The 15,000-nt window shown below is 65.2% G+C and carries 14 protein-coding genes; 6 read left to right on the top strand and 8 right to left on the bottom strand.

The genetic code is table 11. The features are described 5' to 3' along the window. Positions 1 to 153: 153 nt before the first annotated feature. Positions 154 to 1,704, top strand: coding sequence for a WS/DGAT/MGAT family O-acyltransferase (locus SPR01S_RS14635; RefSeq protein WP_066590590.1), 1,551 nt, complete (start codon positions 154 to 156; stop codon positions 1,702 to 1,704). Next, on the top strand, positions 1,704 to 2,168 hold the full coding sequence (locus SPR01S_RS14630) for a phasin family protein (RefSeq protein ID WP_084251206.1): 465 nt from the start codon (positions 1,704 to 1,706) through the stop codon (positions 2,166 to 2,168). Before SPR01S_RS14635 ends, SPR01S_RS14630 begins: the two co-directional genes overlap by 1 nt. A 53-nt stretch (positions 2,169 to 2,221) precedes the next feature. On the opposite strand, the gene SPR01S_RS14625 is transcribed toward SPR01S_RS14630, so the two are convergent. From SPR01S_RS14625 to SPR01S_RS14595, 7 genes are all read right to left on the bottom strand, one after another. Then, the gene (locus tag SPR01S_RS14625) at positions 2,222 to 3,007 is read right to left on the bottom strand and encodes an esterase/lipase family protein (RefSeq protein ID WP_066590599.1); all 786 of its coding nucleotides are present in this window, start codon (positions 3,005 to 3,007) and stop codon (positions 2,222 to 2,224) included. A 35-nt stretch (positions 3,008 to 3,042) separates the two neighbouring features. After that, positions 3,043 to 3,576, bottom strand: coding sequence for a GNAT family N-acetyltransferase (locus SPR01S_RS14620; protein ID WP_066590588.1), 534 nt, complete (start codon positions 3,574 to 3,576; stop codon positions 3,043 to 3,045). Beyond that, on the bottom strand, positions 3,573 to 4,643 hold the full coding sequence (locus SPR01S_RS14615) for a PHA/PHB synthase family protein (protein ID WP_066590586.1): 1,071 nt from the start codon (positions 4,641 to 4,643) through the stop codon (positions 3,573 to 3,575). Before SPR01S_RS14615 ends, SPR01S_RS14620 begins: the two co-directional genes overlap by 4 nt. Before the next feature lie 98 nt (positions 4,644 to 4,741). After that, complete coding sequence (locus tag SPR01S_RS21860) at positions 4,742 to 5,089, bottom strand: poly(R)-hydroxyalkanoic acid synthase subunit PhaE (protein ID WP_066590584.1); 348 nt, start codon at positions 5,087 to 5,089, stop codon at positions 4,742 to 4,744. Between the two features lie 187 nt (positions 5,090 to 5,276). Further along, positions 5,277 to 5,903: an Isoquinoline 1-oxidoreductase subunit gene (locus SPR01S_RS14605; protein ID WP_218016764.1), complete on the bottom strand. Its 627-nt coding sequence runs from the start codon at positions 5,901 to 5,903 to the stop codon at positions 5,277 to 5,279. Further along, entirely contained in the window at positions 5,900 to 8,053 is a 2,154-nt protein-coding gene (locus tag SPR01S_RS14600; protein WP_066590581.1) for a xanthine dehydrogenase family protein molybdopterin-binding subunit, read from the bottom strand. The genes SPR01S_RS14605 and SPR01S_RS14600 overlap by 4 nt, the downstream gene beginning before the upstream one ends. After that, on the bottom strand, positions 8,050 to 8,514 hold the full coding sequence (locus tag SPR01S_RS14595) for a (2Fe-2S)-binding protein (protein WP_066590579.1): 465 nt from the start codon (positions 8,512 to 8,514) through the stop codon (positions 8,050 to 8,052). Before SPR01S_RS14595 ends, SPR01S_RS14600 begins: the two co-directional genes overlap by 4 nt. A 100-nt stretch (positions 8,515 to 8,614) precedes the next feature. Here SPR01S_RS14595 and SPR01S_RS14590 point away from each other — a divergent pair, with 100 nt between their 5' ends. From SPR01S_RS14590 to SPR01S_RS14575, 4 genes are all read left to right on the top strand, one after another. Continuing rightward, complete coding sequence (locus tag SPR01S_RS14590) at positions 8,615 to 11,089, top strand: DegT/DnrJ/EryC1/StrS family aminotransferase (RefSeq protein WP_066590578.1); 2,475 nt, start codon at positions 8,615 to 8,617, stop codon at positions 11,087 to 11,089. Continuing rightward, positions 11,086 to 12,156, top strand: coding sequence for a glycosyltransferase family 2 protein (locus SPR01S_RS14585; RefSeq protein WP_066590576.1), 1,071 nt, complete (start codon positions 11,086 to 11,088; stop codon positions 12,154 to 12,156). Before SPR01S_RS14590 ends, SPR01S_RS14585 begins: the two co-directional genes overlap by 4 nt. Before the next feature lie 138 nt (positions 12,157 to 12,294). Continuing rightward, complete coding sequence (locus SPR01S_RS14580; protein WP_169803439.1) at positions 12,295 to 13,371, top strand: acyltransferase family protein; 1,077 nt, start codon at positions 12,295 to 12,297, stop codon at positions 13,369 to 13,371. Positions 13,372 to 13,480: 109 nt separating this feature from the next. Then, positions 13,481 to 13,873 (top strand): hypothetical protein, encoded by a 393-nt coding sequence (locus SPR01S_RS14575; protein WP_157082271.1) that lies wholly within the window; start codon positions 13,481 to 13,483, stop codon positions 13,871 to 13,873. Between the two features lie 625 nt (positions 13,874 to 14,498). On the opposite strand, the gene SPR01S_RS14570 is transcribed toward SPR01S_RS14575, so the two are convergent. Continuing rightward, complete coding sequence (locus SPR01S_RS14570; RefSeq protein WP_245662027.1) at positions 14,499 to 14,864, bottom strand: hypothetical protein; 366 nt, start codon at positions 14,862 to 14,864, stop codon at positions 14,499 to 14,501. Between the last annotated feature and the right edge of the window lie 136 nt (positions 14,865 to 15,000).

Genomic DNA, 15,000 nt, shown 5'->3' with positions numbered 1-15,000 from the left:
TCGCCATTTACGCCCCACCCTCACCCTTCCGGCGCTTCGCGCCTCCCTCCCTCTCCCAAAGGGAGAGGGAATTTTGCCGATTCGCTCCCCGTGCTTCGCCATGATACGCTCCTCCAAAACCGGCCTTAGCCGGGCGCGGGAGGAGAGAGCCTGATGCAGCAATTAAGCGCGCAGGATGCGTCGTTCGTCTATCTCGAGACTCCACACACGCCGATGCATATCGGTTCGGTCGGCATTTACGATCCGTCGACCGCGCCCGGCGGGTTCGTGCGTTTCAAGGACATCCTCCGCTTCATTGCCAGCCGGTTGCCGGGCGCGCGCAGCTTCCGCCAGCGGCTGGTCCGCGTGCCGTTCGACGTCGATCATCCCTATTGGATCGAGGATCCCGAATTCGATCTCGAATTCCATGTCCGCCACATCGCCCTGCCCAAGCCCGGCGACTGGCGCCAGCTCTGCATCCAGGTCGCGCGGCTCCATGCCCGGCCGCTCGATTTGTCGAAGCCGCTCTGGGAATTCACCGTGGTCGAAGGCCTCGACAATATCCCGGGCCTGCCGCCCGGCTGCTTCGCGCTGGTCTCCAAGGTTCATCACGCCGCAATCGACGGCATGTCGGGTGTCGAAATGTCGGCCGCAGTCCATGATCTCGATCCCTCGATGGCGGAGCCCGACAAGCCCGACAGCTGGCAGCCGGAGAACATGCCGGGCGTCGCCGACCTGCTCACCCGCAGCTATTTCAACAACCTGCTCCAGCCGATGCGGATCGCCGAGACGATCGGCCGCTCGCTTCCGGGCATGGCCAAGCTGGCGGTGCAGGCTGGCAAAGGCGACGTCAGCCTCAAGAATACGCGGACCGCGCCGAAAACGCGGTTCAACGGCAAGGTGAGCGCGCATCGCGTGTGGGACGCGGTCCCGTTCAAGCTGGCCGAAGTGCGCGCGGTCAAGGACGTCGTGCCCGGCGCGACGGTCAACGACGTCATCCTCACCGTGGTCGGCGGGGCGCTGCGCACGTATCTTCTCGACAAGGGCGAACTGCCCAAGGAAACGCTGACCGCGATGGCGCCGATCTCCGTGCGACAGGAAGGCGAGAAGGCGGCGCTGGGTAATCTCGTCTCGGCGATGGTGGTGGGCCTAGGGACCCAGATCGCCGATCCGCTCGAGCGGTTGCGCTTCGTCCATGGCGAGGCGGTCAATTCGAAGGCGATGACCAATGCGGTCGGAGCCCGGACCCTGGCCGATTATTCCAAGCTGATCCCCTCGGGCCTCGCCGGGCTCGGGGCGCGTCTCTACACCCGGGTCGGCGCGGCCAACATGCACGCACCGGCGTTCAATTGCGTCGTTACCAACATTCCAGGGCCGCGCGTGCCGCTCTATTTCTGCGGCGCCAAGATGCTGGCAATGTACGGCACCGCCCCGGTGTTCGACAGCATGGGCCTGATCAACCCGGTCTATTCGTACGGCGACACGATCGCGATATCGTTCACCGCCGATCGCGACATGCTGCCAGATCCGGATAATTACGCCCAGGCGCTGCGGGACTCGTTCGAGGCGCTGAAGGCAGCGGCCACGCAACCGGCCGCCAAGCCCGCCAATGAGAACAAGCCCGCACCCAAACCCCGCGCCGCGGCGAAACCGCGCGCGGCCAAGCCCAAGACGACTGCCAAACCCGCCGCCAGGCGGACACCTCGTGCCAAGGGAGTGAAATGATGGCGAAGAAGGTCAAGGACGCGATCGACAAAAGCGCAAAACGCGCCAAGGAAGCGACGGACAAGGCCGCCGCGGCGACCAAGAAGGCAACCGACCGCGCGGCGAACGCCGCCAAGGACGCCACCGACAAGGTCGCGGGAAGCGCCAAGGCCGCCGCCGACCGGGTCGAGGGCGCGCGCGACAACCTCAAGAAATCGGGCGAGAAACTGAAGGCGTCAGGCGAAAAGATCGCCAAGCAGGGCTCGGCGATCAGCATGAAGATGATCGAGCACGCCGAGGAGAACACGCACCAGGCCTTCGCCGCGATGCGCGCGGCGGCGAGCGCGAAGAACCCGGCGGAAGTGGCGAAGATTCAGGGCGAGTATCTCAAGCAACAGGGTGCCCGGGCCTTGGCGCATGCGCGCGAGATCGGGGAACTGATCATGCGGTTCGGAAGGGATGCCGTGGGGGAAGCGAAGAAATAACGGTTATCTAGCCCCTCCCCTGAAGGGGAGGGGCTTTCCTCCTCGCCTTGCTGTTAGGCATGCCCCACGGACGGGTACACCAGCGCCCTGAGCCCAGTGCGTTCGAACGGGTGCCAGTCATCTTCCGCCTGCGCCAGACGGTCCGCCACCGCGTAGAGCACGCTGGCGTTGATCCCCAGCCCGCAATGGCTGCCGTACACCTCGATATTGTCGCTGGTGGGTCCGACGTCTTCGCAGCAATTCTGCCACGCCACCACGCCGTCGCCGCGCGAATAGATGGCGGTCGAGGGCACCGGAGGCGGTGACGACACTTCGTTCAGCTGCGACCGGGTGTGGTCGTCGTCGACCCTTTGTCCGGTCAACATCTCATAAGCGCGCCAAACGTTCGACGCCTTGGGGCTGCCCGAGAAAGGCGAGCCCAGGGTGATGACCTGGCGCACCGCGTGCGGAATGCGCTTTGCGACGAGGCGCGCCATCACGCCGCCCAGGCTCCAGCCGACCAGGCTGACCTTCTTGCCAGTCGCCTGATGAATTTCGAGGATGCGCGCGATCAGTTTCTCGCCCTGATGCCCGATCGCCTTGGGCCCGAGGTTACGTCCGAGTTCCCAGGCATGCGCGTCATAGCCCTGCCCATTAAGGAAGCCGCGAAGGATCGTGGTCGACCGATCGCTGGTAACGAACCCCGGCAGCACCAGCACCGGATGGCCATCGCCACGCGGGGCGGTAGCGAGCAGCGGGGCGGCCCAGGGCAGCGCGCCGAGTTCGACGAGCGCGCGGGGCAATTCGGTTAGCGCGAGCAGCGCCGAGGGCGCTTTGGTCTGGATATCGGTTTTTTGCATGGTGTCTTTCATCCGGTGACTACGCACCGCCCCCCTCATTCGATCCCCGTCGCGGCATGGAGCGCCGCCACCCTTGCAGCGTCGTAACTGAGGATCGCGACATCGTGGCTGCGACCATCGGTCCCGCGGACCTGATCCTTGAGCATCGCCTCGGCGCGGAATCCCACGCCTTCGAAGAGCGCGATCGACCCGGTCTGATCGACCGTCATCCGAGCGACCAGTTTGCTCAGCCCCCGCTCTTTCGCGATCATGAAAATACCCTGGAGCAGGTCGCTGCCCAGCCCAGCGCCGCGCCGGCCGGGCGCGACCAGCAGGCGCACCTCGCCGACGTGTGCGCTCCAGCTCAGCGGATCGCGGACCAGAGCGGCGGTCGCCACGATCTGCCCGCCATCCTCAGCGATCAAACTGTCGATCTCGCCTTCCTCGATCGCCTTGAGCCAGGCGGCGACGACGCGCGGTTCGCGCACGTCGCGGCTGAGGAACAGCAGATCGTGTTCGGGCAGGCTCCGCGCAAAGGCGATCATCGCCTCGGCATCCTGGGGCCGGAAGCGGCGGATGGCATGGCTCATATCGATCGCACTCCCAGCCACTCCACCAGATTGGGCCATAGCCGTTTGATCGCATTGCCGCCGGCGACCAGGCTGACATGCCCGCCCTTGAGCACGATCTCGTTCTTGTCCTTCGATCCGACCATTCCGACCAACGGCGCGGACGCGGCGGTCGGGACGATATGGTCGTGCTCGGCGGCGACGTGGAGGAACGGCACAGTGATGTTGCCGAGATCGACGCGGCGTCCACCGACCTCGAGCGTACCCTCGATCAGCTCGTTACCCCACATCAGTTTCTTCGTCGTCTGGCGGAAATATTCGCCCGCAAGCGGCAAGATGTCGGCCGACCAGCGATCGAACATGCGATAGGACTTCACGAAATCGTCGTTCCACAGATTGTCGTAAAGCCGGATGTTGCCCGCCGCGCGCTGGCCGGGGCGCAGCATGTCGAACGCGGTGTAGAGATAATCGCCGGGGCAATTGCCGAATGTATCGACCAGCCGATCGACGTCGAAGAAGCGGCGATCGGCCCAGCTCTGGAACATTTCCATCCTGGAGAAATCGACCGGCGTGGTGAAGGTGACGAGGTTGGCCAGCCCGTCGTCGGGATGGAGTGCTGCCCACAGCAGCGACAGCACGCCGCCGAAACAATAGGCGACGACGGTGACATCGTCCTCTCCGCTCTCCTGCTTCACCCGCGCGACCGCGGCAGGGAGGAAATCGAGCACATAGCTTTCGAGGCTGAGGTTGCGCTCGTCGGCGCGCGGCGCGTCCCAGTCGAGCATGAACACGTCGAACCCGGCGTCGAGCAGATATTCGACCAAGCTCTGCCCCGGCACCATGTCGAAGATATAGCCGCGGTTGGTCGTCGCCATGACGAGCAACAGCGGCACCCGGTACACGTCGTCGGTGCGCGGGTGATAATGATAGAGCCGCATCGTCCCGCGCTCGATCAGCACGTCCTTGGGCGTGGCACCAAGCGTCGGGCCGCTGGTCTGGAAATATTCGAGGCCCTTGAGATTGCGCTGCATCGCGCGTTCGAACTCGCGCGCGGCGCCGTCCAGGACGTCGAAGGCGGCGGTCGCCACTCAGTCGTGCTCGTGCGCCAGCGGGAGCCGAGAGCCGCAAGCGGTTCGCCTGTGACCCTGGATTCCTGCGTTCGCAGGAATACGGGCGGGCAACACACTCAGCCCTTCTTCTCCGGCGGCTTCCGCGTTCGGCTCGGCTTAGGCCGCGCGGGTCGGTCGGGCTTGCCACCCAACGCGGCTTCAATCCGCGCGAGTTGATCCTCGATCCGTCCCAGGCGGCCCGACAAATCCTCGATCTCGGTACGGCTCGGCATGTTGGCGGCGGCGAGCGCGCGGGTCATCATCGCGCTGATCGCTTCCTGCGTGCTCATCGTCGCAGCGGTGGCGCCGTGCATCGCACGGGTGAACTCGTCGGAGCGGGCGAAGTCGCCGCCGACCTTGTTGGCCATCTTCTCCCATTCGCCCAACAGCTCGCGAAAGAACGCGGCCGGATCGGTGCTTGTCATGGCGGCATCCTGAGTCTGGTTGCCGGCCAGGTCAAGCGAGCATTTTGCTGCGGGCTGAGGTGCAGCATCTTCTCCTCCACTCCCGCTTGCGGTGGGGGGCGGGGGAAGGCGTGTCCCAAATCGCCGACGGCAGGACGTTATCGACGCCCCCTCCCCTAACCCCTCCCGCAAGCGGGAGGGGAATAGCTCATTTCGGGCAGGCCGCGCCGGTTTCGACCCAAGCCTTTGTAAGCGCGCCGAACTCCGCCTGCGTCCCAGGCGCGGGGATCCGGCCCGGTCCTGGGTTCCACCCCCAGCCGACCAACTCATCCTTGCCATTATGATCGATCAGCTGATCGAGGCTGAGCCCGCCATTCTTGGTCCGATCCTTGATCACCGCGCAGATCTGGCCGAGCGTCAGCCCCTGCCAGGCCATGCTGCGCGGCGCGAGATGCCATTTGGGGTTGCCCGGCACCGATCCGCCGCCATTCCCGAACGGGGCGTTGCGCGGGCCGTGACAGGTCGCGCATTCCATCCCCGCCGCACCGAAGCCGTCGGGACCGCGCGTCACCGGCGGCACGTGGAGCAGCATCGCGTCGCCCTGGGTCGGGCTGTCGGTGCGCGGATGGCAATTGAGGCAGCGCGGCGACATCAGAACCTTGCCCATTTCGGTGAAGATCGCCGTCGAGCGCGCATTGCGGTCCGCGATGCCGGCGAACGCGCTGGCCGGCTTCAGCCCTGACGCCTCGCCGCCGCGCGCGATCGACAGCGGCAGGACGATCACCGACGCGATCAGCGCGAGGACGCCGAAGCGGGGGAGCGAGATCATGGTCATGCCTTGCCTCCCGATGCGGCGAGATTGGAGGGATGCGCGAACGGCAACCGTTCGACCACCTTGCCGGTCAGCCGGCGCCAGGCATTGGCGACAGCGGGTGCCGCGGGCGGCAAGCCGGGCTCGCCGATCCCGGTCGGGTCGGCGGTCGACTTGATGATCGCGACCTCGACATCGGGCATCTCGCCGATCCGCAGGGATCGATAGGTGTCGAAATTCGACTGCTGGACCATTCCCCCCTCGCCCAGCGTGATCTCGGCATAGAGTGCGTGACCCAGGCCGTAGCCGATCCCGCCTTCGACCTGCGCCCGCATGACGTTGGGGTTGATCGGCACGCCGCAATCGATCGCCGCCCAGATCTTGTGCACCTTGGGCACGCCGTCCGCGCCAGCCGACACTTCGGCGATCTGCGCGACATAAGATCCGAAGCTCTTGTGGAAGGCGACGCCGCGGGCGCGGCCCGATCTGGCGGTCAGCCCACCGGCCAGCTCGGCGACGCGCTTGAGCACCGCCTTGGCGCGCTCTTCCTTCATCAGCGCCAGTCGCGCCTGGATGGGATCCTGCTTGCCCAGCTCGATCAGGCGATCGAGGAACGTCTCCATCACATAGGCGGTGTGGGTGTTGCCGACCGAGCGCCACCACAAGGTAGGCACGCCGTTCTTCATCACGTTCACGCCGACCCTGAGATTGGGAAAACCGTAAGCGGACTTGGTCAGCCCCTCGACCATCGCGTCGTCGAACGGCTCCTTGGCATCGAAGAACGGCGTGCCGATCATGAACGACTGGCCAGTGGTGATCGTGTCGAGCGCGACGATCGCGCCCTTGGCATCGATCCCGCCGCGCACCTTGTGGACCATCAATGGGCGGTAACGGCCGCCGGTAATGTCGTTCTCGCGGGTCCAAATATGCTTGACCGCCTGGGTGCCCCCTAGCGCCTTGACCGACTGGGCGGATTCGACGGCGTGGCCCATGTCGGGAGTCGCGCGGCGGCCGAAACTGCCGCCGGCATATTGTTCGTGGAGAGTCATGCCGGTGAACGGTACCCCCAGCACACCCGCCACCGCGGCGGTGTCGCCGACCTGAAACTGGCTGCCGCACCAGAAATCGGCACCACCCGCCTTGGGCTCGATCACCGCATCCATCGGCTCCATCGGCGCGTGCGCCAGGAACGGGAAGATGTAGGTCGCCTCGATCGTCTTGGCCGCGCCGGCCAGCGCCTTGGCAGCGTCGCCATTGGCCTCGCATTGCGTGCCGGGGTTGCTCGCTTGCGCCAGATAGTCGCGCAGCATCGCCTCGCTCGATCGCGTCTCGGCCTGGGCGAGATCCCAGTCGACCTGGAGCGCGGCGCGGCCCTTCATCGCCGCATATGTGTCCTTGCCATAGACCACGACACCCTGCGGGATGGGCTTCACCGCCACCACGCCGGGCACCGCCAGCGCGGCCTTGTCGTCGACCGATTTCACCTTGCCGCCAAAGGCCGGCGGATGCTGGATGACCGAAACGACCATGTTGGGGCGCTTGATATCCATCGTGAACTGCGCCGCGCCGGTCGACTTGATCAGGCTGTCTATCTTGGGAACGTCGGTGCCGATCAGGGTCCATTGCTCGGGAGTCTTGAGCACCGGCTTGTCGGGCACCGGCATCGTAGCGGCGGCCGCCGCCAGATCGCCGAAGCTGGCTTTCTTCGCGCCATGGGTGACCACGCCCTTGGCGACCTTGATCTCGCTCGCCGGCACGCCCCAGGTCTTGGCGGCAGCGGCGACCAGCATCGCGCGCGCCGCGGCGCCGGCGTTGCGCATCTGCATCCAGCTATTGGCCATCGCGGTCGAGCCGCCGGTGCCCATCGTGCCGAAAGCGAGGTTCTTGTAGAGCGGGTCGTTGGCCGGCGCGAACTCGATCCGCATCTGCGCCCAATCGGCATCCATCTCATCAGCGACGATCGTGGTCAGCCCGGTCGCCGGCCCCTGGCCGAATTCGACATGCTTGATCACCACGCTGACCGTGTTGTCGGGCAGCACCCGGACGAAGGCGTTGGGTGCGAAAGTGGGGTCGGCAGGCGCCATCGCCTTGGCACCGCGCATCGGCAGCACCAGGCCGAGTACCAAGCCGGAGCCGGCGAGGAACTGGCGGCGGTCGGTCGCGAGCGCGGTCATGCCGACACCTTCGCGTTGGCCGCGTCCTTGATCGCTTGGCGGATGCGGACATAGGTTGCGCAACGGCAGATGTTCCCGGCCATTCCCGCGTCGATATCGGCGTCTGTCGGCTTTGGCTTTTGCGCCAGCAGACCGATTGCGCTCATCACCTGGCCCGACTGGCAGAAGCCGCATTGCGGCACGTCGATCGCGACCCAGGCCTTTTGCACTGCCTCGGCGATCGGTCCCGAAACGCCTTCGATCGTCGTCACCGACTTGCCCGCGACCGTATCGATCGGGGTGACGCAGGAGCGCCGGTTCTTGCCGTCGAGATGGACCGTGCAGGCGCCGCATTGCGCGATCCCGCAGCCATATTTGGTACCGGTCAGCCCGGCATGATCGCGGATTACCCAGAGCAACGGCGTGTCGGGATCGCCGTCGAACGACATGTGTTTGCCGTTGAGGAGGAATTCGACCGCCATACCACCGTCTCCCTGGGGTTCGTTGGAGCACGCTAACCCCGTCACGATGCGCCGCCAAGCGTAACCTGTTTTTAGGCCCCCGCCGCTAAACCGGACGGCCATGGTCAAAATCCGCTATCCGCTGGTCGAGCCCAATCCGCCGCGTCTCAGCGAGCATCTCGACGTGCTGACCCGCGTCGAGCGATCGGGCATTTATTCGAACAACGGGCCGGAGCTGCGCGCGTTCGAGGCGGAGGCGACCGATCGCTTGTTCGGCGGTCAGGGCGCCTGCCTCGGCGTTGCCAATGCGACCCTGGGACTGATACTGGCGATCCGCCAAACAGTGGGGCGCGAGCGCGGCACAGGCAAGCTCGCCATGATGCCGGCCTTCACCTTCGCCGCCACCGCGCAGGCTGCCGAATGGTGCGGCCTGACCCCGCTGCTCGCCGATATCGATCCCGCCGATTGGTCGATGTGCGCCGCCGCTGAGGAGCGACTGCTCCAGAAATATGCCGGCCAGATCGCGGTCGTCGTGCCCTATGCGACGTTCGGCAATGCGATCGACCTCGACCGTTATGCCTGGATCATGCGGCGGCACCAGGTCGGCGTGGTCGTCGATGCCGCCGCGTCACTCGGCACGATCGATGCCGACGGCCAGGGGTTCGGCGCGGGCGCCCCGTTCCCGATCGTCTATTCGCTTCACGCCACCAAGACCTTTGCGGTCGCCGAGGGCGGGTTGATCCATTGCGGCGATCGGGCGCTGATCGACGACCTGCGCGCGATGGCCAATTTCGGTTTCGCCGGTAGCCGCTCGGCGGTCCTGCCAGGGATGAACGCCAAGATGTCCGAATTGGTCGCGGCGATGGCGCGGCTGAAGCTGGCGCAGCTGGAGGAGGTGGCCGGCCGCCGCGCGGAGATCGAGGCAAGCTATCGTCAGACCCTCGACGGCGTGACGTTGCAGGCAGTCGAGGGCGCGCGCCGCGCTTTCCAGTTCATGCCCGCGTTACTCCCCAACCGGATCGATCGCGACCGCTTCGTCGCCGCGCTGGCCGCCGACGGCATTGGCTGCGGCACGTATTTCAGCCCGCATCTCGGGCAGCAGCCGTGGATCCGCGATCACGCCATTGTCGGGCCGACCCCGGTCGCCGATCGTGTCGCCGATCGCATCGTCTCGCTTCCCATTTCCGATCGCATGACCGCGGCCGATGCGCGCCATATCGCGGCGCGCGCCAATGCGGCGATCCGCGCGCAAGGCATCCCCGCGAGCGCGCCCGCTGCAAATTTGGACGCGATGCTGATCGTCGGTGGCGGCCCGGCCGGGACCGCCCTCCTCACCGCCGCGTCGAAACAGGATCGCCTCGTTGCGCTCGCCCGCGCGGGGCTGACCGTCGTCGAACGCGACGATACGCTCGGTGGTGGGCGGCTCGGACACTATGCGATTTCGTCGGATTCGACCGCGGACACCTTCTTGTCGGCGGTCAGGGACAATCCGCATCCGGAGATCGCCGCGCTGATCGATCATCCCGCGGCGCGGCAAGTCGCCCGCTTCGCCGACGCACTTGGGGTCCCGTTGAGCGACGCCGGTCCGCTGCTGCGCGTGACCGGTGACCGGCTCGGCGCGATCGTCGCGGCCAATGGCGGCAATGTCGCGACCGGGCACGAAGTGATCGAAGCGCGGCGTTCGCCGCAAGGCGGCTGGGTGACGCGGCTGCGGCGGCTGGCTGATGGCAGCGAGAGCGAGCGCCGATCGCACAGCATCGTGATCGCGACCGGTGGACACCAACCGCTGGACGATCTGGTGGCACGCGAGGTCGCGGGCGCGCCGTTGCATCGCCTCGCCGACGGTCGGCTGCTCCTGTCTGACGAATTGCTTGCGTTGGGTGGACTCGATCGCGCCGCCGATTTGCTGCGCAGCAAACGCAATCCGAAAGTGGCAGTTATCGGCGGGTCGACCAGCGCGCTCGCCAGCGTCGCGTTGCTGTTGCGCAGCCGTCCCGGCATCGCGTTCGGCGCGGGCGGCGTCACTCTGCTCCATCGCCGGCCGCTGCGCCCATTTTACCATAGCGAGGCCGCGGCGCGGGCAGACAATTTCACCGATTTCGGCCCCGACGACATCTGCCCGGTATCGGGCTTCGTCTATCGCCTCGGCGGCTTTCGGCTGGAGGCGCGCGAACTCGTGCTGCGCATGCTGCAGGTCGACGGCCGCGTGCCGGATCCTCGCGTGGCGGCCCATCGGATCGCGGACGGCGATGTCGAGGCGCGGGCAATCGTGGAGACTGCCGATCTGGTGATCGCCGCTTTGGGCTATCGCCCGCGCGCCTTGTCCTTGCTCGAAGCTGACGGAAGGCCGGTTTCGCTCGCGGCTTACGCCGGACGGCCGATGGTCGATCGCCATTGCCGCATACTGGACGCCCACGATCGACCGATACCGGGAGCGTTCGGCATCGGGCTCGCGGCCGGTTTCGTGCCCTGGGGCCGGATGGGCGGCGAGGCGAGCTTCCGCGGTCAGGCCAATGGCCTGTGGCAATGGCAGAACGATGTCGGCCAGATGATCGTCGATCAGGTGCTGGGTGAGCGGCAAAGGGCCGTGGCATGAGCGGCCCTCACGCCAATCCCACGGTCAGCGTGGTGATGGCCGCCTATAACGGCGCGACGCTGATCGGCGAGACGCTCGACAGCCTATGGGCGCAGAGCTTCGCCGATTTCGAAGTGATCGTGGTCGACGATTGCTCGACCGACGGGACGCTCGACCTGTTGCGCGCCTGCGACGACCCACGGCTTCGCGTGATCGCGGCTGAGCGGAATGTCGGCCCGGTGCGCAGTCGCAATCGCGCCTTCGCGGAGGCGCGCGGGCGCTATATCGCCGGCCTCGACCAGGACGATATCTGCCTGCCGAACCGGTTCGAACGACAGGTCGCCTATCTCGACGCGCACCCCGACATCGCCCTGGTCGCGGCGACCGCGGCGATCCTCGAGGACGGCGCGGTCACCTCGAGCATCAAATCGCCGGTGACGACGCCGCGGCTGGTCGAATGGCTGTTGTGGATCGAGAATCCCTTGGTCTGGTCGACCGTTATGCTGCGCCGCGACCGCGTTTCGCCCGACGGCGAATTCACCCGGCCCGATTATCTCTACGCCGAGGATTTCGATCTCTATCACAGGATGGCGCGCCAGGGAGGGATCGCCCGGATCGACGATCCACTGCTGCTATATCGCAAGCACGGCGGCGGGGCCTCGCAGCTTTATGCCGAGACGATGAGCACCAACGCGATGCGGGTGCTGGCGGAAAGCTATGCCGCCGAAGGTTTCGACGATGCTGAGGTCGGGGCCAAGCTCATCATCGAGCATCTGATGCGCGCGGTCCCCGTCTATGACCGTTCGACGTTCGAGCGGCTGGGCCGTACGATCGGCGCGCTGCAGGCGCATTTCATCGCCACGCGTGAGGTCGACGCGGACAGCCTCAGGATGATCCGCTGGGAATCGGCGCTACGCTGGGGCCGCGTGGTGCGTGCCGGACTCAAGGCCGGTACGATCGGGCTGATGGCGGCGATGGCGGTGCGCCCGGACCATCTCGGCCTGGGCTATTCGAGCATGGAGGAACTGGTCGGCTCGCGCCTCATCGGTGGTGCACGATCGGCTGTCCGGAAGGGCCGCGCCGCGTAGGGTGATAGCTGTTTGCCGTCGTATCGTTTGTCGCGGAAGACCTTTCGGCGCGATGCTCTGGGCGAGACGGCCGCGCCATATCGCTTGCCATTGACCGCGACGCGCGCGATGCCCTCGCGGAATTCAGGGAGGGGCAACGTGTCGAACCGCGCAGGCGGTGCCGATCTGATCGGACCGCTTACCAGCATCCGCTTCTTCGCCGCATTCGCGGTGGTGCTCTATCATTCGGGCGCGGCGTTCGCCGCCGCCAATCCCCACATCCCCACGCCGGTCAAGACGTTGTTGCTGAACGGTTATCTTGGCGTGACCTTTTTCTTCGTGCTGTCGGGCTTCATCCTGCACCTGACGTATCGCGGCAGGATCGCGACGTCGAAACAGGTCGCGCGGTTCGGGATCGCCCGCTTCGCCCGGCTCTATCCCGTCTATCTGCTCGCCGTGCTGGCGATGCTGCCCTTCGCGACGCTCAAGGGCTGGGCCGATGTCCCGCAATTCCTGTTGCTGCATTGGTGGATCCCCAATGGCGCGCTGGGCTGGAACGACTGGAACATGCCGACCTGGACCTTGTCGGTCGAATTCTTCTTCTATCTCTGCTTCCCGTTCCTTTCGCGTCTGGCGGAAAAGCTGAGGAATGGAGTCCTACTGGGGCTGATAGCCGCCCTCCTCGCCTTCGCCGCGGTCACCGGCAGTTCGGCGCTGATCGACAATCAGTACGCTTTGTTCGCCTGGATGAAGTGGACCCCGATACCCTTGCTCCGCTTGCCCGAATTCCTGATCGGCGTGTTCGCCGCCGAACTGCACCTCAGGGGTTACAAGTTGCGCATCCCCGCCTGGTCGATCGCCTTGCTGTTGATCGCAGGTTTGGCTGCCATCACGACGCCGCGCATCGCCGCCTCCGCGACCGCCCTGTCGGCGCTGTTGATCATGGCGATTGCCGGCGACCAACAGTCCCGTTTCGCCCGCTCCTTGAATGCCCATTGGCTCGTGCTGTTGGGTGCAGCCAGCTATTCTTTGTACTTGATGCATCAGCCCGTGCACTTCGCGGTGCTGGCGCTGTTCGGGTCGTCGAAGATGATGGTCGCATTGCAATATCCGATCCTGATCGCCGGATCGGTCGCCTTGTTCCTGTTCTACGAGGAGCCGGCGCGCGAATGGATCAGGAAGCGTGCGGCGATGAAGCCGTCGGCCGCCGAAGAGATTGCGGCGCATCCGGTGTAAAAGGGGCGTCCAGAAGCGCTCGCTTCGCGCGCCGACACGACCCACCGGCGCTCGATCCGGTTGCGGACATCGCCTGACGATGCCAATCTTGGATCAGAGGGCTCGGGCTATGAAGTTGAAGCGCTTGGCCATCATCCTGGCGCTGACGTTTTGCACCGCCGGCTGCGGCGTGCTGCCAGCAAACGTGCCGGACGGATGCTACCGGTTCGACGATGGGACGCCCTTATTCAAAATCGTGGACAAGCAAGGCTATGTTCTGTCGCACGGGCAGGTGAAGACGTTTCGTATCGGCGGATGGCACGAGTTTCGGCGTAGGTCGGTCGAAATTAGCCCGGCCTTTTACCTCCCCGGCCTACCTCCGAGTGACCCACGACGGGGCAATACCATAGCCATCCCCTCGATCGCCTATTCGACGTTCGACTTCGACCCCGTGCAGAACAGGTTCGAAGTACCAATCGCCGCTTGGGGCGAGGTTGGCGTTAAGCTCGGCCGTCCCTGCTAGATTACGCAGATCTTCGGGCAACAGCAAAAAGCCCGCTGGTCTTGCGACAAGCGGGCTTTTGAATTTGGTTGCGGGAGCTGGATTGACGCGCAAGCGTGCATTGACTCGCGTCGCTGCCTGATTAGGCGCAATGACCGCTAGCGACCCCATTGCGGACGTTGCGAGCGCCAATGAACGTGGGCAAGATTGCCCTATGAGTGTCCCAGTCACCAATCCGTTACGCACCCTGCCCAGCGTGCGGCTACGCTGAATTGGACGGGCCTCCATACGCCTTGCTTAGGCAACTTCCTGTGCCCGACGGTTTGCAACCTCCATACAGCCAATATTTTGGCGATCCCTCCTATGAGGTGTGCGCTTGCTGCGGGTTTGAGTTCGGTAATGATGACGAACCCGGAACCGGATCATCGGTCACATTTAAGCAATATCGCGAAGAGTGGATCGCCGACGGCATGACGTGGTTTGACGCCTCCAAGCGGCCCATGGAATGGTCGCCGAACCGACAGCTTGCGTCTGCTGGCATTTCGGCATGATCGGCAGCTAACCACCCAACTGCAGACATTCCCGGGCAGCAACGCACGCCGGCCTGGGTGAACGTCCGATGTCGGGTGGGAAGCGGACGTTCCGATCAGTCGCGAGGCAGCTTCTCGGCAATGCGCTTAAATTCGGCGGCAGTGAAGCCGGTCAACGTCGGCATCTCCCAATCGAAGAACTGCTTGTTCGCTATGGCGTGGAGTATCAAGCTTCGCACACCGACAAGCTCGCCGAATGACAAACTCGTGCTCGGGACTACGTTTAGCGCTGCTTCGGCCAATCGGTCAGCTAGTGGCTCGATACTTGGCGAAGTGACTACAATCTCACCGTCGCGTTCAAGCTCGCTGACGGCCATTGCCATTGCGCGGCTTAACTGTTGGTCGATCACGCTTCCCCCTCCCGTCGAGCGGCATTGATTGCAGAAGCTCGCAATTTCGGCAATTGGGTCGTAAGCGGCCATTGGACGATCGTTGAGCTGGATTGACGCGCAAGCGTGCATTGACTCGCGTCGTTGCCTGACTAGGCGCAATGACCGCTGGCGACCCATTTGCCGCCATCCGCTCTCAACGCTAATATCGGCTTCATGAGGTTCATCG

It is taken from the genome of Sphingomonas pruni NBRC 15498 (genome assembly GCF_001598455.1).
Lineage (GTDB): Bacteria > Pseudomonadota > Alphaproteobacteria > Sphingomonadales > Sphingomonadaceae > Sphingomonas > Sphingomonas pruni.
The sequence above is the reverse complement of the archived record's forward strand: the minus strand, read 5'-3'. Positions and strand labels throughout refer to the sequence as shown.